The 21,934-nt window shown below is 61.0% G+C and carries 22 protein-coding genes, 1 other RNA gene and 1 pseudogene; 19 read left to right on the forward strand and 5 right to left on the reverse strand.

The features are described from left to right. Nucleotide 1: 1 nt before the first annotated feature. Both MK6180000_RS08450 and MK6180000_RS08455 read left to right on the forward strand, forming a co-directional pair. A complete protein-coding gene (locus MK6180000_RS08450) occupies nt 2–862 on the forward strand; it encodes an amino acid ABC transporter permease (RefSeq protein WP_138934326.1) in 861 nt (286 codons plus the stop codon). 11 nt (nt 863–873) lie between these two features. Beyond that, entirely contained in the window at nt 874–1,620 is a 747-nt protein-coding gene (locus MK6180000_RS08455) for an amino acid ABC transporter ATP-binding protein (RefSeq protein ID WP_138934327.1), read from the forward strand. A 104-nt stretch (nt 1,621–1,724) separates the two neighbouring features. Here the strand turns inward: MK6180000_RS08455 and cobO are convergent, their stop codons facing one another. Together cobO and MK6180000_RS08465 are read right to left on the reverse strand one after the other, a co-directional pair. Beyond that, nucleotides 1,725–2,333, reverse strand: a complete 609-nt coding sequence (gene cobO, locus MK6180000_RS08460) for a cob(I)yrinic acid a,c-diamide adenosyltransferase (RefSeq protein WP_138934328.1) — start codon at nt 2,331–2,333, stop codon at nt 1,725–1,727. A gap of 82 nt (nt 2,334–2,415) precedes the next feature. After that, entirely contained in the window at nt 2,416–4,008 is a 1,593-nt protein-coding gene (locus tag MK6180000_RS08465) for an ABC transporter substrate-binding protein (protein WP_138934329.1), read from the reverse strand. A 276-nt stretch (nt 4,009–4,284) separates the two neighbouring features. Here MK6180000_RS08465 and MK6180000_RS08470 point away from each other — a divergent pair, with 276 nt between their 5' ends. The 12 genes and pseudogenes from MK6180000_RS08470 (at nt 4,285) to MK6180000_RS08525 (ending at nt 14,076) form a co-directional block, all read left to right on the forward strand. Next, complete coding sequence (locus tag MK6180000_RS08470) at nt 4,285–4,623, forward strand: P-II family nitrogen regulator (protein WP_138934330.1); 339 nt, start codon at nt 4,285–4,287, stop codon at nt 4,621–4,623. Between the two features lie 41 nt (nt 4,624–4,664). Beyond that, entirely contained in the window at nt 4,665–5,996 is a 1,332-nt protein-coding gene (locus MK6180000_RS08475) for an ammonium transporter (protein WP_138934331.1), read from the forward strand. A 94-nt stretch (nt 5,997–6,090) separates the two neighbouring features. Further along, nucleotides 6,091–6,443, forward strand: a transfer-messenger RNA (tmRNA) gene (gene ssrA, locus MK6180000_RS08480). A 317-nt stretch (nt 6,444–6,760) separates the two neighbouring features. Next, nucleotides 6,761–6,916: pseudogene (locus tag MK6180000_RS08485) on the forward strand (sulfurtransferase); the annotation flags it as partial. A gap of 1 nt (nt 6,917) precedes the next feature. Continuing rightward, nucleotides 6,918–8,165 (forward strand): chromate efflux transporter, encoded by a 1,248-nt coding sequence (gene chrA, locus MK6180000_RS08490; protein ID WP_138934332.1) that lies wholly within the window; start codon nt 6,918–6,920, stop codon nt 8,163–8,165. A 68-nt stretch (nt 8,166–8,233) separates the two neighbouring features. Next, nucleotides 8,234–8,683, forward strand: a complete 450-nt coding sequence (locus MK6180000_RS08495; protein WP_138934333.1) for an SspB family protein — start codon at nt 8,234–8,236, stop codon at nt 8,681–8,683. Between the two features lie 73 nt (nt 8,684–8,756). Beyond that, nucleotides 8,757–10,160 (forward strand): class II fumarate hydratase, encoded by a 1,404-nt coding sequence (fumC, locus tag MK6180000_RS08500; protein ID WP_138934334.1) that lies wholly within the window; start codon nt 8,757–8,759, stop codon nt 10,158–10,160. After that, nucleotides 10,157–10,336, forward strand: coding sequence for a DUF4169 family protein (locus MK6180000_RS08505; RefSeq protein ID WP_138934335.1), 180 nt, complete (start codon nt 10,157–10,159; stop codon nt 10,334–10,336). Before fumC ends, MK6180000_RS08505 begins: the two co-directional genes overlap by 4 nt. A 7-nt stretch (nt 10,337–10,343) precedes the next feature. Continuing rightward, entirely contained in the window at nt 10,344–10,589 is a 246-nt protein-coding gene (locus MK6180000_RS08510; RefSeq protein ID WP_138934336.1) for a ribbon-helix-helix domain-containing protein, read from the forward strand. 65 nt (nt 10,590–10,654) lie between these two features. After that, on the forward strand, nt 10,655–11,101 hold the full coding sequence (locus MK6180000_RS08515) for a GNAT family N-acetyltransferase (protein WP_171054582.1): 447 nt from the start codon (nt 10,655–10,657) through the stop codon (nt 11,099–11,101). Between the two features lie 156 nt (nt 11,102–11,257). Further along, complete coding sequence (locus MK6180000_RS08520) at nt 11,258–12,679, forward strand: protein adenylyltransferase SelO (protein WP_138934337.1); 1,422 nt, start codon at nt 11,258–11,260, stop codon at nt 12,677–12,679. Nucleotides 12,680–12,828: 149 nt separating this feature from the next. Beyond that, the gene (locus MK6180000_RS08525; RefSeq protein WP_138934338.1) at nt 12,829–14,076 is read left to right on the forward strand and encodes a cation:proton antiporter; all 1,248 of its coding nucleotides are present in this window, start codon (nt 12,829–12,831) and stop codon (nt 14,074–14,076) included. Between the two features lie 77 nt (nt 14,077–14,153). Here the strand turns inward: MK6180000_RS08525 and MK6180000_RS08530 are convergent, their stop codons facing one another. After that, the gene (locus tag MK6180000_RS08530; RefSeq protein WP_246040465.1) at nt 14,154–15,455 is read right to left on the reverse strand and encodes a DEAD/DEAH box helicase; all 1,302 of its coding nucleotides are present in this window, start codon (nt 15,453–15,455) and stop codon (nt 14,154–14,156) included. Between the two features lie 421 nt (nt 15,456–15,876). Between MK6180000_RS08530 and MK6180000_RS08535 the strand changes: the two genes are divergently transcribed. Beyond that, nucleotides 15,877–16,290: a Fur family transcriptional regulator gene (locus MK6180000_RS08535; RefSeq protein ID WP_138934339.1), complete on the forward strand. Its 414-nt coding sequence runs from the start codon at nt 15,877–15,879 to the stop codon at nt 16,288–16,290. 3 nt (nt 16,291–16,293) lie between these two features. On the opposite strand, the gene MK6180000_RS08540 is transcribed toward MK6180000_RS08535, so the two are convergent. Together MK6180000_RS08540 and dksA are read right to left on the reverse strand one after the other, a co-directional pair. Next, a complete protein-coding gene (locus MK6180000_RS08540; protein ID WP_138936414.1) occupies nt 16,294–17,430 on the reverse strand; it encodes an FAD-dependent monooxygenase in 1,137 nt (378 codons plus the stop codon). A gap of 74 nt (nt 17,431–17,504) precedes the next feature. Further along, nucleotides 17,505–17,978: an RNA polymerase-binding protein DksA gene (gene dksA, locus MK6180000_RS08545; protein WP_138934340.1), complete on the reverse strand. Its 474-nt coding sequence runs from the start codon at nt 17,976–17,978 to the stop codon at nt 17,505–17,507. A 143-nt stretch (nt 17,979–18,121) separates the two neighbouring features. Here dksA and MK6180000_RS08550 point away from each other — a divergent pair, with 143 nt between their 5' ends. The 4 genes from MK6180000_RS08550 (at nt 18,122) to MK6180000_RS08560 (ending at nt 21,933) form a co-directional block, all read left to right on the forward strand. Next, nucleotides 18,122–18,961 (forward strand): AAA family ATPase, encoded by an 840-nt coding sequence (locus tag MK6180000_RS08550; RefSeq protein WP_138934341.1) that lies wholly within the window; start codon nt 18,122–18,124, stop codon nt 18,959–18,961. Between the two features lie 240 nt (nt 18,962–19,201). After that, nucleotides 19,202–20,557, forward strand: a complete 1,356-nt coding sequence (locus MK6180000_RS08555) for a DUF2927 domain-containing protein (RefSeq protein ID WP_138934342.1) — start codon at nt 19,202–19,204, stop codon at nt 20,555–20,557. A gap of 16 nt (nt 20,558–20,573) precedes the next feature. Beyond that, entirely contained in the window at nt 20,574–20,741 is a 168-nt protein-coding gene (locus MK6180000_RS20295) for a hypothetical protein (protein ID WP_171054583.1), read from the forward strand. A gap of 7 nt (nt 20,742–20,748) precedes the next feature. Further along, the gene (locus tag MK6180000_RS08560; protein WP_138934343.1) at nt 20,749–21,933 is read left to right on the forward strand and encodes a vWA domain-containing protein; all 1,185 of its coding nucleotides are present in this window, start codon (nt 20,749–20,751) and stop codon (nt 21,931–21,933) included. The last annotated feature ends 1 nt before the right edge of the window (nt 21,934 follow it).

Raw genomic sequence — 21,934 nt, forward strand, 5'->3', positions numbered from 1 at the left:
GATGCGCCCAACCCCTCCGGTTCGCGGCCATATGGCTGTGCTGCACCTCATGCGTATCCGCAGCGATGCGCTGCCGCTGGCCGACCGGATGCTCAACGTTTGGACATTTGCCGCGCTGATGCTGGCCTTTGCCGCCGTGCTGATCGCGCCCGCTTTTGCCCAAGTCGCCGCACCCGAAAAGCGCAGCATCACCGCGATCTTGCTAGAGTGGACGCCGACGCTAGCAGGCGGTTTTGGCTTTAACGTGCTGATCTCGATCATGTCGATGGCCATCGGCACAATTTTGGGCGTTGGACTTGGCGTGCTGCAAGTGTCGCCTATCAGGCCGATCCGCAGTGTTGCATGGCTGATCACGCAGTTCTTTCGCAACTCGCCTTGGCTGGTGCTGCTATTTTACTGCATCCTCCTGATACCGTTCCAGATCGAAATCTTTGGAACGAAAATCCCCTTCCCCGGCTGGATCAAGGCGGTGATTGGCCTGTCGCTGCCCGTTATGGCCTACATGTCCGAATACATGCGCGGCGCAATCCTCTCTATCCCGACCGGCCAATGGGAATCGGCGGAATCGCTGGGCTTTTCACGCCGCCAAATCATGACGGGGATCATCCTGCCCCAGACTGTGAAACGCGTGCTGCCAAGCTGGATGAACCTCTACGCCGTCCTCACCATGGCGACCCCGCTGGTGTCGATCATCGGCGTGAGCGACGTGATGGCGCTAACGCGCGCGGCCCTCAGCGCCGAAGGGCGCGTCGACCTGCTGATCCCGATGTATCTATATATCCTCAGCTGGTTCTTCATATATTGCTACCCGATCAGCGCGGTAACCCGGCTGCTTGAGCGTAAATATTCGGTAAAACTATGAGCGAGGCCGCCATGACCTGGACCCCTGATCAGCCCATCGTATCATTGCGCGACGTGCGTAAATCCTTTGGCACGGTCGAGGTGCTGAGCGGCATCACCCTCGACGTGATGAAGGGTGAGGTGATCTGCATAATCGGCCCCTCCGGGTCCGGAAAATCGACATTGATCCGCTGCATCAATGCGCTGAATGACATTCAGGCAGGCTCCATCACCGTCGAGGGGCTGGAGGTGAACGATCCCAAGCTGGACAAGCTGTCGCTGCGCAAGAAGGTCGGGATGGTGTTCCAGCAGTACAACCTATTCCCGCACAAAACCGTGCTGCAAAACGTGATGATGGCCCCCATCAAAGTGCTACGCCAGAACCGCGACGAGGTCGAACAGCGCGCCCGCGCTCTGATCGCCAAGGTGCGCCTGAACGGCAAAGAGGATGCATATCCCGGCGAATTATCCGGCGGCCAACAACAGCGCGTCGCTATTGCGCGGTCCCTCGCCATGAACCCCGATGTGATGCTGTTCGACGAGGTGACAGCGGCCCTAGACCCAGAGACGGTCAAGGAAGTGCTGACCACGATCAAGGATCTGGCCGCCGAAGGCATGACCTGCATCCTCGTCACGCACGAGATGGGATTTGCCCGCGAGATTGCCGATTGCGTCTATTTCACCGACCGCGGCGTGATCGTGGAATCCGGCCCACCTGCGACATTCTTTGACAATGCCCAGGACCCGCGCACACAGCAATTCCTCAGCCAGATCCTTTAAGACGTTCCTATCGCACACTGGCCCGGCTCCGATAGCCTTGTTACTATTCAAGCGAGCAACCGTCTGGCTATGCCGCAGCGGTTTCGGCCACCATTGCCTGTGGATCAGTATTCGACGCCTAGTTGGGCCTTCACGCCGTCGTGGAAGGGATGCTTGATCAGGCTCATCTCAGTCACCAAATCGGCGGCCTCGATCAGCTCAGGCTTGGCATTCCGGCCGGTCAGGCAAACGTGGGTCATAGGCGGTTTTTGCGTTAGCAGAAATTGTACAACCTCGTCGATATCCAGATAGTCATAACGCAGCGCAATGTTGATCTCATCCAGCAAAACGAACTGGATGTCGGGGTCCAGAATCTGCTCCTGCGCGATTTTCCAGCCGTTTTGGGCCGCGGCAACGTCGCGTTCGCGGTCCTGCGTCTCCCATGTGAAGCCCTCGCCTGACACAAAGAAGCGGCACTCATCGGCAAAGCGTGTTCGCAAGAACGTTTTTTCGCCAGTTTGCCAATTGCCCTTGATAAATTGCACGACGGCGCAGGGCATACCGTGACCGATGCACCGCATGATCATGCCAAAGCCCGACGACGACTTACCTTTGCCATCGCCGGTATGGACCATAATCAGGCCCTTTTCCTCGGTCTTGTGCTTCATCAAGGCGTCGCGCTGTGCCTTGAGGCGCTTCATCTTTTCGTTGTGGCGGGCGTTTACGTCGTCCATGGGGCGGCCTCCTTGCGCATATTAGCGCTCAGGTTGCACTTGCCACGCGCCGCGTCAATCACGGGGCGCGCGGCAGGCCGCTTTAGGCGAACCACCAGCGGTGATAACCGCGCGCACCGTCCAGTTCCCACACGGCGGCGATGCTGTCTTCGTGCATGACGTTGTCGCGCCGTGCCGACATCCGTTCGCGGAAGAAGGGCACAATCGTGCCGCCATCGTCGCGGCACAGCAACTGCATCTCGGCATACATCTCGGCGCGCAGGGCATCGTCGGTCTCGGCCTTGGCCTTCAGCAACAACTCATTAAAACGCTCGTTTTCCCAGTGGCTCTCGTTCCAGTCGGCGCCGGACTTATAGGCTTGGCTGAACATGATGTCGGGCGTCGGACGCGCCGCCCATGAGACCACGCAGAACGGCTTTTTCAGCCAGACATTCGACCAATAGCCGTCCACCGGCTCTTGATTGACCTTGATGTCGAGGCCGGCAGGCTTGGCCTGTTCTGCAAAGAGGCTGCACATGTTGGTGGCCCCGGACAGGATCGCGTCATTCACCGAAATCTCGACAGACAGACGATCATGGCCTGCCTTTTTCAAATGAAACTTTGCCTTGTCCAAGTCCTGCTCGCGTTGGGGCAGATCAGCATAATAAGGCATGGTGGGCGCGATGGGTTGATCGTTGCCAATCGTGCCGTAGCCAAACAGGATCTTTTCCACGATTTCCTGCCGGTTGATCGAATATTTCAGCGCAAGGCGCACATTCACATCGTCAAACGGGGCAACGTCACAGAACATCGGCATCGTGATATGTGTGCCCGACGGCACATTATCCAGGATAACCCCCGGCGCCTGCGCGAGGCGGCTGGCCGTCTTTAGATCGACGTCTGTGACGGCATCAACGTCGCCGGTCACAATTGCCGCCTGCCGGGCGTTTGGATCATTCAGCACGGTCATCTTGACCTCATCAAACCACGCGCCCTCGTCCGCACGGTGCCAGCCGTCGTGGCGAACAAAATCGGCGCGAATACCGGGCGCGAAATCTGTCACCTTGTAGGGTCCGCAGCCGATGCCATTTGCCCAATCTATGCCGCCATCGGGTTTCGCGGGCTGAACGGTCAAGTGATAGTCTGACAAAAGGTAGGGCAGATCGGCGTTGCCGCTATCCAGTTCAAACACCACAGCGTGATCGCCGTCGGCGCGAATATCTGTAATCCCTTCCATCAAAGGCTTGGCTGCCGATGCGGAGCCTTCGGCGCGGTGGTAATTCATCGATGCAATCACGTCCGCAGACGTCACTTTGCGCCCATCATGGAAGGTAGCGTTTGTCGCCAATTCAAACCGCCACTGGGTTGCGTCGTCCTTTGTCGCCTCCCATGCGGTAGCAAGGTCTGGGCCCAGCTCATTCGTATTGGTGATCTCGGTCAGGTAGGACCGCACCACGTGATTGACTTGGATCATCATAATCGTCTCGGTCGTGGCCGGATCCCAGCCATCGGTCGAGCTGCCATCATGCACGCCCACGCGAAACACACCGCCGCGCCTGGGCGCCGCCATCGCTGGCTTGGCCCAACCAAGCGGCATCGCCGCGCCCAAACCGGCCGCTGCGCCCCCGGCCAGAATCCTGCGGCGGCTGGGTCCTGATTTTGGTGTTTTGCGTGCGGAGGGCTGGGTGCGGGTCATAGTATCATCCTTGGTATTTGCTGCCATTGCAGGTGCAACTTAGTGCCGAGGGGGCGCACGTCCACCGCCTCTTGCAGATGCGCGGACCCGCGGCAGCACTACACGACAAACGACACCTGCCTCATTTTTGGGCGCATCTCAGTGAACGCCTAATTATTAAGCGCTCCCTCATAAATTGCCTGCCGATTTCCCGCCCTCGACTTACGCTGCAGTGCAGAAACGACCAGCCTGCCCGCATGTGCCACGCCAGAGCACGCCTAAAAGGAGAGGACTTTCGTGAGACTGATCATAGCGACGATCAAGCCATTCAAGCTGGACGAGGTGCGCGAAGCGCTGACCGCCGTCGGCGTGCGCGGCATGATGGTGACCGAGACCAAGGGTTTCGGCAATCAATCGGGCCACACTGAGATTTACCGAGGCGCCGAATACGCCGTCAATTACGTGCCCAAAATGAAGCTTGAGATCGCCGTGGCCTCATCCATGGCCGACCAAGTGTGCGAAACAATCATAAAAGTCGCGCGCACAGGCAAGATTGGCGACGGCAAAATTTTCGTGCTGGATCTGGTCCACGCCGCCCGCGTGCGCACCGGTGAGACAGGCGAGGACGCGCTTTGATGTGCGCCGCCCATGACATTTCAATTCAAACGGACGGGACTATGAACAAGACATTCACCAGCAAGCTGGCCCTCGCCGCCGCGTTGATCGCGCTGCCGCAGATTGGCCTTGCCCAAGAGGCGGACACCACGCCGACCAACGCCGATATCGGTTTTATCTTCACCTCCTTCATGTTTCTCGTGTCAGGCTTTCTGGTCTTTTTCATGGCCGCAGGGTTTGCCATGTTGGAGGCAGGCCTCGTACGCGGCAAGAACGTGACGATGCAACTGCTGAAGAACATCTCGCTCTTCGCGCTGGCGTCGATTTTCTACTACATCATCGGCTACAACCTCATGTATCCAGGCGACGGCTGGACGATCACGGGCGTCCTTGGCGCGTTCTCGATGGCGGGACTGGAGCCTGTGGGCCTTGAGGGCGCAGAGCCGGACCTGAGCTATGCATCGGTCGGATCGGACTTTTTCTTTCAGTTGGTGTTCTGCGCCGCGACCGCGTCGATCGTGTCAGGCGCACTGGCCGAGCGGATCAAACTGTGGCCCTTCCTCGCGTTTACCATCGTGCTAACGGCTGTGATCTATCCTGTTCAGGCCAGCTGGAAATGGGGCGGCGGATTCCTTGACGCCATGGGCTTTCAAGATTTCGCCGGCTCGACCGTCGTTCATTCGGTGGGCGGCTGGGCCGCACTTACCGGCGCGATCATCCTCGGCCCGCGTCTGGGCAAATACGCCAAGGACGGGCGCGTCACGCCCTTCCCCGGCTCCAATCTGGCGCTTGCTACACTTGGTACGTTCATCCTGTGGCTGGGTTGGTTCGGCTTTAACGGCGGATCGCAGCTTTATATGGATACCGCAGGCAACGTAGCTGATATCAGCCGCATCTTTGCCAACACCAACGCCGCCGCAGCGGCGGGCGCGGTGGCGACGTTGATCCTGACGCAGCTAATGTACAAGAAGCCTGACCTGACCATGGTGCTGAACGGTGCGCTGGCTGGCCTAGTGTCGATCACCGCCGAGCCGCTGATGCCCACTTTGGGCCAAGCGACGCTGATCGGCGCCGTGGGCGGTATCATCGTGGTCTTCGCAGTGCCAATGCTCGACAAACTGCGTATCGACGATGTGGTTGGCGCGATCCCGGTTCACCTCTTTGCAGGTATCTGGGGCACCATCGCCGTCGTGTTTACCAATGACTCAGCAAGCATCGCGGTGCAGCTCATCTCGATCGGGACAGTTGGTGCGTTCGTTGTGGTCGCATCAGGTGCCGTGTGGCTGGTGATAAAGGCCACCATGGGCCTGCGCGTCACCGAGGAAGCCGAGATGCAAGGCCTCGACATGGCCGAGCTGGGGATGGAAGCCTACCCCGAGTTCAACCGCGCCTAAAGCGGCTTGCTATTGAGAAAATAGCGCCCGGCAGGAATTGCCGGGCGCTATTGCGTAAAGCGCCCTAAAAAATTATCGCACACCCCCTGCGCAGAGGTTTGCAATCGCGCCGCGCCGCGCCTATATTCAAACTGTCTCCTCGGAGACTATGGACATAAACGCGCTCGTAATACGCGGATCGGACCCGGGGGCGGTACCCGGCGACTCCACCAACAACCCTTCATTTGAGGGCGGATCGGGGTCGAAACAGGATCGACGAACGTCTAAAGGGGTATTGCTTTGTTTCGGCTGGGTGCCACCGTATCGGCCCAAAAAGTACAATTGCAAATGACAATCGTGCTCCGGTAGCTCTGGCCGCGTAAGCGGTTCGAGAGATCGAAACCTAAGCCCTTGCGCCTAGCAGCGTAAGGCGGGGTCCGCAGGCACCTGGCAACAGAAGCCTGCACTTTATCCCCCCTTCTTTATTGTCTGCGCGGCGTGTCCATTGACAAGTGCCGAATATTGACAGCTTAGCGCCAGTTAGGGCACAATTAGGCTATGGGGACCGCCGCGACTGCCCCGTGAGGCTTTGGCCCAAATGTCGCATCCTGAACCTGTTTGCTCAGAGGATGCTCATGCCAGCCCCAAATGAAATCACCCCCGCACAACTGCTGCACCTTATCGGCACACCTACCTGCCCCGTCCTGATCGACGTTTGCCTGCCCGGCGACTTCGACGCAGATTCGCGCCTGATCACCGGCGCTGCGCGCCATTCGCACACCGCCGCTGCCGGCCTTCTGGCCCTGCCGATTAGTCTGCCGCGCCAATATCGCAGCGATCACCAGCAGTTGGAGGCGGGAATAGCGCTCTATGATGCGCTATACCGCTGGGCTCGCGACGGTCAGGACGAGGGCCACGACTGGCCCCTCAAAGATGCCTGAGATGCAGGTATCGACACGCGACTTCATCGCCGCCTTCGGGCGCATCGGGCTGCTGTCATTTGGCGGGCCAGCCGCTCAGATATCGCTGATGCAGCAAGAGCTGGTCGAGCGACGCGGTTGGCTGGAGCAGCGCCAGTTCCTCGGCGCACTCAGCTTTTGCATGCTGCTGCCCGGCCCCGAAGCGATGCAGCTGGCCACCTATGCCGGCTGGCGCCTGCGCGGCACGTTAGGCGGCCTGATCGCCGGGCTGCTGTTTGTCGTGCCGGGGGCGGCCATTATCCTCGCGCTGGCGCTCGCCTACGCGTATTGGGGCAACGTGCCGCTGGTGCAGGCGCTGTTCCTAGGGGTCAAGGCCGCCGTCCTCGTGATCGTAGCGCAGGCGCTTTGGCGTTTGTCACGCCGCGCCCTGGCTGGACGCGCGCATTGGGTTATAGCAGCGCTGTCCTTTGCCGCGATCTATGCGGGCTCCGTCCCCTTCCCCACCATCATCGCTGCTGCCGCCCTCTGGGGCATCTGGGCCGCGCGCGGCGATCCGGCGGCGGATGCACCGCCCGCGCGCCCCGGGCAGACGGTGCGCACGCTGCGCACTGTCGCGGTCTGGTCCTCGCTATGGGCCGCGCCAATCGCACTGGCCTATGCGATGGGGGCCACGTTCCTCACCCAGATTGCCGTCTTCTTTAGCACATTGGCGGTCGTCACTTTCGGCGGTGCCTACGCGGTGCTGGCCTACATGACGCAGGCGGTCACGCAGACCCATGGCTGGCTAACCACCGGCCAGATGATCGACGCGCTAGGCTTGGCCGAAACGACGCCCGGCCCCCTGATATTGGTCACGCAATTCGTGGCCATGCTGGCAGGCTTTGCCAAGGGTGGCACGGGTCTGGCGCTATTGGCCGGCGCGCTGACGCTGTGGGTAACGTTCATCCCCTGCTTTTTGTGGATCTTTACCGGCGCGCCCTATCTGGAACGCCTGCTCGCCCAGCCGCGCCTGCGCGGCGCGCTCGCGGCCATATCTGCCGCCGTGGTCGGCGTCATCGCCAATCTGTCGATATGGTTCGCACTGCACGTCCTTTTCGACCAAATCTTGCGCGGTCCGCTGGGTGCATACCCTGTTCCAGCCACGCTCGACGCGATCGCGGCGGCACTGACGGCCCTCGCCGCAATCCTGATGCTGGTCCTGCGCATACCAATGTTGCCTGCGCTGGCATTAATGGCGGCAGCAGGCGCACTATCGCAACTGGCAGTCTAAGTGTGTGCAAGGCCTTTTACTTCCCTTCGAATCCCCTATTGTGATTCGCGACATAACGAGGGCTCAGCATGTCTCGCACGATCGACTACGGCAATCTGATGCACCGGGCCATGCGCGGCCTGATCCAAGAGGTGCTGGAGGACGTTGACGAGCATGGCCTGCCGGGTGCGCACCACTTCTTTATCACCTTCGATACGAACCATCCTGAGGCCGCACTGGCCGACTGGCTAAAGCAGCGCTATCCTGACGAAATGACCGTCGTGATGCAGCACTGGTACGACAATCTAGAGGTCAGCGATGAGGGCTTTGGCATCACACTGAATTTCGGCGATGCGCCCGAAAACCTTTATGTGCCCTACGACGCGATCAAAACCTTCGTTGACCCCTCAGTCGAATTCGGCCTGCGCTTTGAAACGCAGGAAAAGGATGACGACGATGGCGATGATGATGGCGGCAGCGACGACGATGCCAAGCCGAACGCCGATATCGTCAGCCTCGACAGCTTTCGCAAGCACTGACGCCCGCCCTACCGCATTGAAATTCCTGCGCCGTTGAGTCAGACAGAGGCAAACCTGACCAAGGAGCACCCCAATGAGCCGGACCGAAACGACCACCCGCACAGAAACCGACAGCTTTGGCCCCCTAGAGGTGCCCAGCGACAAATATTGGGGCGCGCAGACACAGCGCTCAATCATCAATTTCCCCATCGGGTGGGAGCGGCAGCCCATCGCCATTGTCCGCGCCCTCGGCGTGATCAAGAAGGCCTGCGCGCAGGCCAATCAGGCGTCAGGCAAGCTGGACGATGCCCGCGCGGACGCGATCATTGAGGCCGCGACTGAGGTGATTACCGGCGATCTCGACGACAACTTCCCGCTGGTCGTCTGGCAGACAGGCTCGGGCACGCAGTCCAACATGAACGCCAACGAGGTGATCGCCAATCGCGCGATCGAGATTATGGGCGGCTCTATCGGCTCCAAGGATCCGGTCCATCCGAATGATCACGTCAACATGGGCCAGTCCTCCAACGATACCTTTCCCACGGCCATGCACATTGCCACCGCGATGATGGCCCATGGCGTCACGATCCCCGGCCTTGAGAAGTTGCAGGACGCGCTTGAGGTCAAGGTGAAGAAATGGGCGCATATCATCAAGATCGGGCGCACCCATACTCAGGACGCCACCCCTCTGACGCTGGGCCAGGAATTTTCGGGCTACACCCATCAGGTCGCCATGGGGATCGAGCGCATCCACAACGCGCTGGAGCGGATTTATGAGCTGGCCCAAGGCGGCACAGCCGTTGGCACCGGGCTGAACACCACCAAAGGTTGGGGCGAGACTGTCGCGGCGAATATGGCCGAAATTACCGGCCTGCCCTTTGTCACAGCGCCCAACAAGTTCGAAGCGCTGGCAGCCCACGATGCGATGGTCGAAATCTCGGGCGCACTGCGCGTTGTCGCAGTTAGCCTCTTTAAGATCGCCAACGACATACGTTTCCTCGGCTCCGGCCCCCGCTGCGGTCTGGGCGAGCTGATCCTGCCCGAGAATGAGCCGGGCAGCTCTATCATGCCCGGCAAGGTGAACCCGACGCAGTGCGAGTCGCTGACACAGGTCTGCGCGCATGTGATGGGCAATGACGCCGCCGTCGGCTTTGCCGGATCCCAGGGTCATTTTGAGCTGAACGTCTACAAGCCGATGATGGCCTACAACGTGCTGCAATCTATGCAGCTTTTGGGGGATGCGGCATCTGCGTTCACCGACAATCTGGTGGTTGGACTGGAGGCTGATGAGGCGCGTATCGACAAGCTGATGCGCGAGTCGCTGATGCTGGTCACCGCGCTCGCGCCCGAAATCGGCTATGACAATGCCACCAAGGTCGCCAAAACGGCGCATAAAAACGGCACGACGCTGAAAGAAGAGGCTATAGCGCTAGGGTTCGTCGACGCCGAGACATTCGACCGCGTGGTGCGCCCCGAAGAGATGGTTGGCCCAAAGTGAGCGGGACACCCATCAACCTGAACCGCGCGCGAAAAGATCGCGCGCGGGCCGGGGACAAGGCGCAGGCAGATGAAAATTCAGTCCGCTTTGGCCGAACAAAGGCGCAAAAAGACGCGGAGCGCATTGAAGCTGAACGCTCTGCGCGCCACTTGGACGACGCCAAGCGCGATACATGATGCAGCGATGACCTTGCGCCCGGTAAAACATTCGCTCACCCTTCGCGGGCATCGCACCTCCGTCACGCTGGAGCCTGAGTTCTGGCACGCGTTCCGCGCCATCGCCGCCGAAGGTGCCACTCCGATCAACGCCCTCGCTGCTGAAATAGACGCCGCACGCGGCCCCGATCTGGGCCTCGCGTCGGCCATTCGCCTCCACGTGCTGCGCCACTACCGCGCAGCGGCGGAAAAGCGCGGCGCCTCGGCACCGTGAATGGACAGCAGCGCCCGGCACAGGCATGGTCGGCGCGTTCCCCTGATTGAGAGGCCCGCACGCCCGTGACCGCCCTGACCCTTGCCAAACCGGATGATATTGACCGTATTGTGCCCCTGATCGCGGCCTTTCACGCCGAGATGAACATCGCCCAATCGGATGCTAAACGCCGCGCCGCCGTGCAGCCCCTGCTGGACGGATCGCCCCATGGCGCAATCTACATTGCAGGCCCGGTTCGCGCGCCCATCGGCTATGCGGCCATCAGCTTTGGCTGGTCACTGGAATTTGGCGGGCTCGACGGCATTCTGGACGAAATCTACATCCGCCCCGGCGTGCGCGGCCGCGGCATAGGCTCAGACCTTTTGTCGGCCCTGCCCAAGGCGTTGGCAGGTGCGGGTCTTTGCGCGATGCACCTCGAAGTGTCACGCTCTGACGAAAAATCGCGCGCCTTCTACGAGCGGATGCATTTCGCAGCGCGCGATGGCTTTATCTTGATGTCCCGCGTGATGTAGGGCCAGATGTCGGCCCCATCCCAAAGCATTTGGACCAGGATGAAGGCGCGGTGCGCCGAGCGCCCGCCATTTCTTCTTGCTAAAAATATCCAAATCCCGAACCCCGCATCGCGCGCTACCATTGGCGTCCCGCTCACGCGAGGCTATATGGGACGCATGGATATACAGATACCCTTTGATAACAGTTATGCGCGACTACCTGCGGATTTCTTCGCGCGCCAGGCACCTGCGCCGGTCAGCGCACCTGCGCTGATCTTGGTAAACCGCCCGTTGGCAAGCGAGCTGGGTATTGTGCTTGGCACAGATGCCGAGTTGGCGCAGGTATTTGGCGGCAACGCCCTCCCCCAAGGGGCCGAGCCGATTGCGCAGGTCTATGCGGGCCACCAGTTCGGCGGATTTTCTCCGCAACTCGGCGACGGGCGCGCGGTGCTCTTGGGCGAGGTCGTGGGCCGGGAAAGTCAGCGGCGCGATCTGCAACTCAAAGGGTCCGGCCAGACGCCCTTTTCGCGCGGGGGTGATGGGCGCGCATGGCTGGGACCTGTGCTGCGTGAATACGTTGTCAGCGAGGCGATGCACGCGATGGGGATACCGACCACCCGCGCGCTGGCCGCTGTAACGACGGGCGATATGGTCTATCGCCAAGAGGGCGCGCTGCCTGGCGCGGTGCTGACGCGCGTGGCCGCAAGCCATTTGCGTGTCGGCACGTTCCAGTACTTTGCCGCACACGGCAATGTGGATGCACTGCGCCGCCTGTACGACTATGCCCGCGAGCGGCATTATCCGGACGTTGAGACGCCCGGCGCATTCCTGCGCGCCGTCATAGCGCGGCAGGCCACGTTGGTGGCGCGTTGGCTTGGCATTGGATTTATCCATGGTGTGATGAACACCGATAACACCTCGATTTCTGGCGAGACGATAGACTACGGGCCGTGCGCCTTCGTGGATGCCTATGATGCGCACGCAGTTTATAGCGCGATCGACCGGAACGGGCGCTACGCCTATGACAACCAAGCAAATGTCATTGTCTGGAACATGGCGCAGCTTGCGACCGCGCTGGTGCCGCTGATGCCCGATCAGGACGCCGCAATCGCCGATTTCACCGAGGCCGTTCACGCCATGCCGGACCTGATTGAGGCCGAATGGCTGCGCGTGTTCGGCGCCAAGATCGGCATTGCCGCGCCGCGTGAGGCAGACCGAGCGCTGGTTGTCGACCTTTTGGCGCTAATGCAGACGGATGGCGCTGATTTTACGAACACATTCCGCGCCTTGGCACGTGGAGACGCGGCGCACGAATTCAGCGACCCTGCGGCATTCACCGCATGGGAGGCGCGTTGGAACGCAAGACTGGACGGCGAGAGTGATTGGCGCGCGCACATGGATGCGGCGAATCCCGCCGTTATCCCGCGCAATCACCGCGTTGAGCAGATGATCGCCGCAGCGGTGACCGGGGACTATGCACCTCTGCACCGCCTATTGGGCGTGCTGGCACAACCTTTTGAGTTGCTCGCTGAGGCCGCCGAGTTTGCACGCGTGCCCGCTCCACAAGAGGTAGTGCGCCAAACCTTCTGCGGTACCTGAACGGGCGGCGGCATACTCCCGCCGCACGCCCGTACTACCAAAACAACAGCATTTTCATTGCCAATCAGGCTGATTTTGCGCATGGGTGCCTCTTTGGTCTCAATGCGCACTGCGCGGGCGGTCCTCGCACATCCCCGGAGGGGCCCACCATGACTTTTCTGCAAATCACATCGCTACTGATCGTCCTCGCTGGGGTATTTGGCGCAATCAACTATCTCTTTTTGAGACTGCCGTCGTCGATCGGGATCATGATTGTTGCGCTGGTCGCGTCCTTTGGCCTCTTGGGTCTTGATGCGCTGGTTCCGTCCTTGGGCATCGCAGCCGAGTCGCGCCGCATCGTAACAGGCATCGATTTTTCCGATGCGCTGCTAGAGGGGATGCTGGGCCTTCTGCTCTTTGCCGGGGCACTGCATGTCAAAATGTCGGATCTGCGCGCCGAGTGGCTGCCCGTGCTGCTGATGGCAACCCTCGGCGTCGGCCTCAGCACGCTCGTTATTGGCGCCGGGTTCAGTTGGCTGACGGGTATGCCGCTGCTGATCGCGCTCGTATTTGGCGCGGTTGTGTCGCCAACCGATCCTGTCGCGGTGTTGGGCGTCTTAAGGCAAGCCAACCTGCCCCAGTCGCTAGAGACAAAGATCGCGGGCGAATCGCTGTTCAATGACGGCGTCGGCTATGTCGTCTTTCTGGTTTTGGTCGGGCTGGCCTTTCCATCGGGCGATGACCACGGCGGCGGCCTCGCAGATGCGGCAACGTTGTTTATCCGTGAGGCGGGCGGCGGCGCGGTGCTAGGGATTTCGCTAGGCTGGCTGGTTTTTCGTGTCATGCGCCTGATAGACGACTATGCACTGGAAGTGCTGCTAACGCTGGGCCTTGCCTTCGGCGGATATGAACTGGCGGTTTATCTGCACATCTCAGCGCCAATTATGGCGGTTTGCGCAGGGCTGCTGATCGGCGATGTAGGCGCGAAACAGGGGATGAGCGAAGAGACGCGCGGCTATGTCGATGCCTTCTGGAAGCTGATCGACGAGATACTCAACGCCGTTCTATTCCTGATGATCGGGTTCGAAGTGTTCGCGGTCGTCTTTGAGGCCGACTATCTGGTGGCGGGCGCGATTTCGATCGGAATCGCTTTGTTGGGACGGCTCTCCGCCGTGGCGATCCCTATTGTGCTCTTGCGGCGGTTTAGAACCTTCGATCCCGGCGTTATTCGCATCATGACATGGGGCGGGCTAAAGGGGGGGATTTCGGTCGCCCTTGCACTTAGCCTGCCAACCAGCGAGTGGAGCCCGATCATCCTAACCGCGACCTACATGATCGTCGTCTTTTCGATCATCGTGCAGGGCTTGACTGTCGCGCCGCTGGCGCGCCGCTTAGCGTCCCAGCCCGACTTGCTATAACCTAAATGCAAAGCGCGGCACCCAATTAGGGGCCGCGCTAAGAAACTGCAAGATCCGGAACGACAAGTAAGGTTGCGCTATGCGGCCTGACTACGCGCTCCGCCGCCACCGCGACGCCGGCGCGGGCCGCCCGGGGCAGCAGCGCCGCCGCCGCCCGGCTTGCCGCCGCCGCCGCCGCCACGGCGACGTCCACCACCATTGCCGCCGCCACCGCCACGGGTCTGTTTGGCTTTGGGGTCGGGCAACTCTTCCCACGCACGCCCTGAGGCGATGGGGATCGACAGGCCCATGACCTTTTGGATGTCCTTCAACTCGCCCATTTCGTCTGGCGAGCAGAATGCAATCGCCGCGCCATCCTTGCCCGCACGGGCAGTCCGCCCGATGCGGTGGATGTAGTTTTCAGGCACGTTGGGCAGCTCGAAATTATAGACATGCTTGACGTCCGGTATGTCGAGGCCGCGCGCCGCCACATCCGTCGCAACCAGCACATGGATATGCCCGTCGCGGAACGATTTCAACGCACGCTCGCGCTGGCCCTGGCTCTTGTTGCCATGGATCGCAGCGACCTTGAATCCCGCGCTCTCCAGCTTGCGCGCCAGCTTGTCCGAGCCATGTTTGGTCCGGCCAAAGACCAGTGCCAACTCGCCCTTATGCTTGCCAAGAAGCTCGATCAGCAGATTTGGCTTTTCGGCCTTGGCGATGAAATGCAACGCTTGCGTGACTTTGTCAGCAGCCTTGCCCGGCGGGCTGACTTGAACCTTCTTGGGGTGGGTCAGGTAGCTGGCGGCGATCTCCTCCATCTGCTTGGGCATGGTGGCCGAAAACAGCATTGTCTGCCGCTCTTTGGCCAGTAGCGCCGCGATCTTGCGCAAATCGTGGATGAACCCCATGTCCAGCATCTGATCCGCCTCGTCCAGCACCAGAAAACGTGTGGCATCCAGCCGGATCGCGCGCCGGTCAATCAGATCAAGCAGCCGGCCCGGTGTCGCGACCAAGATATGCGTACCCTTTTCCAGCCGGTTTATCTGCGGATTGATCGAAGAGCCGCCGACGACGACGTTAATCTTCATGGGTGTGTCTTTGACCAGCGGCAACAGAGTCTCGCGGATCTGGTTGGCCAGCTCGCGCGTCGGCGCAAGGATCAGGCTGGTCGCCGTCTTGGGGCGCGGACGCTCGTCCACGGCCATCATCTGGGCGATCAGCGGCAGACCAAAGGCCGCCGTTTTTCCGGTGCCGGTCTGGGCCAGGCCCATCACGTCATTGCCGTCCAGCGCGTAGGGGATCGCGTGCGACTGGATCGGCGTTGGCTCAGTAATGCCCATATTGGCAAGTTTACGCACCAGGACGGGCGGCAAGCCCATTTCTTCAAACAAATTCAATTTCATATCCTTCTGGGCACAGGACGATCCCATGCCGTATGCGGGCCATGATGACCCGTTCTCAGGCGGCAACGTGCCAGCCCTTCCGTGGTTTCCGCCAAAGCCCTGACGCAAGGGCAGAATTGCCCATAGCGCCGATCCGGCGGCTGGCCCCACGCGTGATATTGGGATCAAGTTCGCGGCGTTTCGGTATCATAGGGCGGCCCATGCAGGCGGCCCGGCTGCTCACGCGGCAGGAAACGTCGTTAGCGGCTAGATGGACCCTTGGCACCGCCAAGTCAAGCGGTGTGCCGCGCTTTGCCGCGCGAGAGTGGCACAAACCCTGCGTTAACCGTGCAGATCCCCTCAGCCCGGTCGAACCCGGTGGAAATCTGCCGCATACCGCGCTAGGGATGGGGCGATAGCCACGACGGATAGCGCCATGACCGACACCATCATCGACCGCTGCGAGGCGCGCGGCCTGCGTATGACAGGCCAGCGGCGGATCATCGCCGCCGTTCTGGAGGAGGCGGACGATCATCCGGATGTGGACGAGCTTTATGCACGCGCGTCTGCCCGCGATCCCAAGATTTCGATCGCGACGGTTTATCGCACGGTCAAGTTGTTTGACGAAAGCGGGATACTGGACAAGCTGGAGTTCGGAGACGGCCGTGCGCGTTACGAGGATGCAGAGCGCGGCCATCACGACCACCTGATCGACCTCGACACTGGCGCCGTGATCGAATTCTTCGACCCCGAGATCGAGCGCCTGCAAGAAAAAATCGCGGCGCGGTTGGGATATCGTCTGAAAGGTCACAAGATGGAGCTTTACGGCAAGCCCCTGAAGAAAGAGTGAACGTCAGAGCGACTGGCCCCCCGTCACATCATGCCCATAGATCCAGTCGAACTGGCGCATCATACGGTTTGGCGCAACGGCGCCCCCCAAGCGCAACGCTGTATGCGCGGCAAGACGCAACGGCTTGAAACTCAGATGATATTTCCACGCGTTCCCAGTCGCGGCGCCCACCACGCGCCGCACGCGATCCTGCCGCAATGCTTGGTAAGCCTCAAGGGCGGCAGCAATGTCCGGCGCCGCGGCCAGCGCGGCGGGCAAGGTCCACGCATCCTCCAGCGCCAGTGAGGCGCCTTGCGCCATGAAGGGTAGCGTCGGATGCGCGGCGTCGCCCAAGATGGCAAGCCGCCCTGCCCCCCAAATCGGCGCGACCGGATGGCGAAAGAGGCCCCATTTGCGCACCGTATCGACGCGCCCAAGCAGCGCCTGCGCGGCCGCCCCGAAATCCGCAAACCGAGCGCGCAAATCGCCGGGATCCCCCATTCCGCTCCAACTTTCCTCGGTCCAATCCGCGCGCTCCTCGACGGCGACAAGGTTCATCTGCGTGCCCCCGCGTAAGGGATAGCTGACCAGATGCCGGTGCGGCGCCATATGCACCCGCGCCTCGCCCATGCGGCTGCCATCATGTGGCACCACAGCGCGCCACGCGACCTGCCGGGTAAAAAATGGCGCAAGCGTGCCATTCAGCGCCGCGCGCACCACCGAATGCAGACCATCAGCCCCGATAACCAGATCTGCATCCAGTGCGGCGGGGTCTGCAATATGCTGGCCTAGCCGGATATCCACACCAGCCTCAAGTGCACCGCGATGCAAAATGTCGATCAGATCGGCGCGGTGAATGAACCAATAATCGCGCGCGGCCAGCCGGGTCAGATCCAGCCGAACGACAGGTCCACGACGATAGTCATGCAGCGCGACCGCCTGCGCCTGCGCGCCTGCTCGCCGGACTGCATCGCCCAAGCCGAGGGCACGCAGCACGGCAAATCCATTGGGTGTGATTTGCAGGCCCGCTCCGACCTCAGCGATCTCATCCGCTTGTTCATGCACCGTCACGCCCGCGCCGCGAAGCGCACAGGCGCGCGCCACGGCTAGGCCGCCAATACCGCCGCCGATGATCGCGATGTTGAGGTTCTGCATATCCATAACCCCCAAGATCATACGAAAAACGCCGAAGCAAAAGCCCCGGCGTTTAAAAAATTCCCTGCAGTGCGACCAGCTTAGTCGTCGCGGTGCACTCTCTCGCGGCGCTCGTGCCGCTCTTGCGCCTCCAGCGTCATGGTGGCGATGGGACGCGCATCCAGCCGTTTTAGGCTGATTGGATCGCCGGTCATCTGGCAGTAGCCAAATTCGCCCTCTTCCAGACGGCGCAGCGCCTGATCGATCTTTGACACCAGTTTGCGCTGGCGATCGCGTGTGCGCAACTCCAGCGCGCGGTCTGTTTCTTCACTCGCGCGGTCGGCCACATCGGGGATCGCGCGGGTGCCGTCCTGTAGCGCCTCGATAGTGTCGCGACTGCCTGCTAGCAGATCCTCGCGCCAATCCATCAGTTTCCGCCGGAAATACTCTCTCTGGCGCTCGTTCATGAACGGCTCATCCTCGACGGGCTGGTAATCGTCGGGCAGGAAAATTTCGGCTTTCAAGCTTTGATCCTCTTTATGCTCAAGGTCCAAGGCGTCAGCATACTGTGTCATCTTGTTCCCCTTTTTGCTTGCGTCTACTTCAAGCTGGACCTGTTGTCACTACACAATTCAGGGCGGATTGATCACCCCACCGCGCCGGGCTATCATATACCCTCACGCAGATGAACTTTGATGCCAAAAGGATTGAACCTGTTATGAAATTCGAAGGCACAGACAGCTATGTCGCAACGGACGACCTGACGGTAGCGGTCAATGCCGCCGTCACGCTAGAGCGCCCGCTGCTGGTAAAGGGCGAGCCGGGGACGGGCAAAACGGAACTGGCCCGCCAGATCGCAGCTGCGCTGGATCTACCGATGATTGAGTGGAACGTGAAGTCAACAACTCGCGCTCAGCAAGGTCTCTACGAGTATGACGCTGTCAGCCGCCTGCGCGACAGCCAATTGGGCGATGCGCGCGTGCAAGATATCGCCAACTATATCCGCCCCGGCAAGCTGTGGCAGGCCTTTGATGCTCCGGGCCGCGTTGTCCTGCTGATTGACGAGATCGACAAGGCCGATATCGAGTTCCCGAATGATCTGCTACAGGAACTTGATCGCATGGAATTCTACGTCTACGAGACCCAGCAGACGATCCGCGCCGTGCATCGCCCCATTGTCATCATCACGTCAAACAACGAAAAAGAACTGCCCGACGCATTCCTTCGGCGCTGCTTTTTCCATTACATCCGCTTTCCTGACATGGACACGATGCGCCGCATCGTCGAGGTGCATCACCCCGGCATCAAGGACGCGCTACTGACCACAGCATTGACGCAATTTTATGAAATTCGCGAGCAGCAGGGGCTAAAGAAGAAGCCCTCGACCTCCGAGGTGTTGGATTGGCTCAAGTTGCTTCTGGCCGAAGATCTGACCCCGGCCGACCTGAAAAAGGATGGCGCGAACGCCCTGCCCCGGCTGCACGGCGCTTTGCTGAAAAACGAGCAGGACGTGCACCTGTTCGAGCGTTTGGCATTTATGGCGCGGCGAGGTGGATGAGGCATGCGGCGCGACTACGCAGTTAGCTAAAACTCTTTTGCCACTGCAGCGTCAGATGCACGATTCCCCTCACCTCAGAATGCACCCTTTGCCGCAAATTCGCCCTAAATGCCTCCTACACAATGCCACTCAAGGCGCGAGCCTAGGAATCGGACCCGCTGAGGACGGCGGGCCGTGCCGTTGTGCATCGTTGCGGATGCCGGGGCGCTTTTCCGTCCGGTCCGATTGCAAGGGGCTGCCATGCGCCGACTGATATTCCCGATCTGCCTTGTGCTGGGGGCATGCGCGCCCGGCACGTCGGGTGATGTTCCATCACGCGCCGCAATGCCCGACTTGGGCGCTATGCCAATGATCAAAGTATTTCCAACGCCGCACCCCCCTGCGGCAGCGCGCGCCAATAGCGATATCGCGCGCGATTTCATGGACCTGTCGATGCAGCTGGAATCGGGCCGCGACCTGCCGGTTTTCACTCGCTTTGAGGGGCCGATCACGGTTGCCGTCACAGGCGCCCCGCCGCCCACGCTACAGCCCGATCTGGCACGCCTGCTGCGGCGCCTGCGCAGCGAGGCGGGCATCAATATCACCCAGACATCCGGCCCCGCCAACATCACCATCGAGGCTGTCAGCCGGGCCGATATTCGCGCCGCGCTGCCCCAGGCCGCCTGCTTTGTTGTCCCCAATATATCAAAGCTGAGCGAATACCGCAGCGCCAAGCGCGGCCGCGCCACGGCCTGGAGCGCGCTCTCGACCCGGCGCAGGGCCGCCATCTTTGTCCCAAACGATTCCAGCCCTCAGGAAGTGCGCGATTGCCTGCATGAGGAGTTGGCACAGGCGCTAGGGCCGCTGAACGATCTCTATCGCCTGCCCGATTCGGTTTTCAACGACGACAACGTGCACACGGTGCTAACCGGGTTTGATATGCTGATCCTGCGTGCCTCCTACGCGCCAGAGCTGCGTTCAGGCATGACGCGCAGGCAGGTCGCAGATCGCATTCCCAGCATCCTCGCTAGGCTTAATCCTGCGGGCCAGCGCATCGCACCCCACCCGCTCAGCGCGACGCCGCGGGCGTGGATTCGCGCCATCCAGACAGCACTTGGCCCAAGTGCAGGCAGCGCCCAGCGCCGCGCCGCCGCCGAAAAGGCGCTAAGCATTGCGCAGACAATCGGCTGGACCGATCACCGCCGCGCATTTAGCCATTACGCCATCGGCCGCATCGTTCAAAACACCGATCCCAGCTATGCGCATAGCCATTTTGTCGCCGCCGACGCCTACTACCGCCAGAGCCCCGCCACGTCACTGCACCGCGCTCATACAGCGGTGCAGCTGGCCGCCTACGCCATCAGTCAGGGGCGCGGCGATACCGCGCTGGGTATCCTCGCGCCGCATATCTCGACCGCCGAGCGTCACGAGAACGCGGCCCTTCTGGCCCAGGTTTTAATGATCCGCGCTGAGGCGCTGGAGCTGACAGGCCATGCGTCCGAGGCGCGGCAGGTGCGTATGGACAGCCTTGGCTGGGCGCGTTACGGATACGGCGCGGATTGGGCCGTTCGCGCAAAACTGCGCGAGATTTCGGCGCTTAACCCGCTCAAAGGTTAGCAGAAATGGATAGCTTATGATCGTCATCATCGCGGCCATCGTCGGCGCCATTCTAGGTGCCTTGACCGCGCGACGCCGCAAGGGGCGCACCGCCGACATCCTGCAATACGCCTTTGTATTCGCGCTGGGATTCGCGCTGATCGGGCTTTTTGCCACGATCTTCATCACCCGCGCAGCCCTTTGATCCGGCCATGTTCCTGCCCTTTTTTCAGACGCTGCGCGCTGCGGGTATTCCGGTCAGTCTCCGGGAATATCTAACCTTCCTTGAGGCGATGACCGCCGGCCTCGTCACCTATGACGTCGAGGGGTTTTATTACCTCGCTCGCACCGCGATGGTTAAGGACGAGCGGCACATCGACCGCTTTGACCGCGCTTTCTCCGAAACGTTCAAAGGTCTCGACGCAATCGCGGCCGAAGATGTGCTGAATGCCGTGGACCTGCCCGAGGACTGGCTGCGCAAGATGGCTGAAAAACACCTCAGCGCTGAGGAACGCGCCGAGATTGAGGCGATCGGCGGTTTCGATAAGCTGATGGAGACATTGAAGAAGCGACTGGCCGAGCAGCAGGGCCGCCACCAAGGTGGCAGCAAATGGATCGGGACGGCCGGCACCTCCCCTTTTGGGGCGCATGGCTACAACCCCGAGGGTGTCCGCATCGGGCAGGACAAATCCCGTCACCAACGGGCGGTAAAAGTCTGGGACAAGCGCGAATTCGCAAACTTGGACGGCGATGTTCAACTTGGCACGCGCAATATCAAGATGGCCTTGCGGCGCCTGCGCCAATGGGCGCGCGACGGTGCCCATGACGAGCTTGACCTCGGCAGCACCATCCGCGCCACCGCGCAAAAGGGCTACCTTGACGTCCAGACCCGGCCCGAGCGCCGCAATACTGCAAAGGTGCTTCTCTTTCTCGATGTCGGCGGCTCCATGGATCCCCATATCAAACTGGTGGAGGAGCTGTTCTCGGCCGCCCGCACCGAATTTCGGCAGCTAGAATATTTCTACTTCCACAACTGCCTCTATGAGGGCGTCTGGCGTGACAACCGCCGCAGGTGGAGCGAAAAGATACCCACATGGGACATCCTCAACACCTACGCGTCCGACTACCGCTGCATATTCGTCGGCGACGCAGCCATGTCGCCATACGAGATCGCCTATCCAGGCGGCGCAAACGAGCATTGGAATGAGGAGGCAGGACAGACATGGCTGGACCGTGCCCGCGCTCAATGGCCCTCAAACCTCTGGATCAATCCGGTACCCCAGGCACATTGGCCCTATACCCAATCAACGCAGATGATCACCCAGATCTTCGACGGCCAGATGGTCCCGATGACCCTTGAGGGCCTTGACCGCGGCATGCGCGCGCTCACCCGTTAAG

The organism is Roseovarius arcticus (assembly GCF_006125015.1).
Classification (GTDB): Bacteria; Pseudomonadota; Alphaproteobacteria; order Rhodobacterales; family Rhodobacteraceae; genus Roseovarius; species Roseovarius arcticus.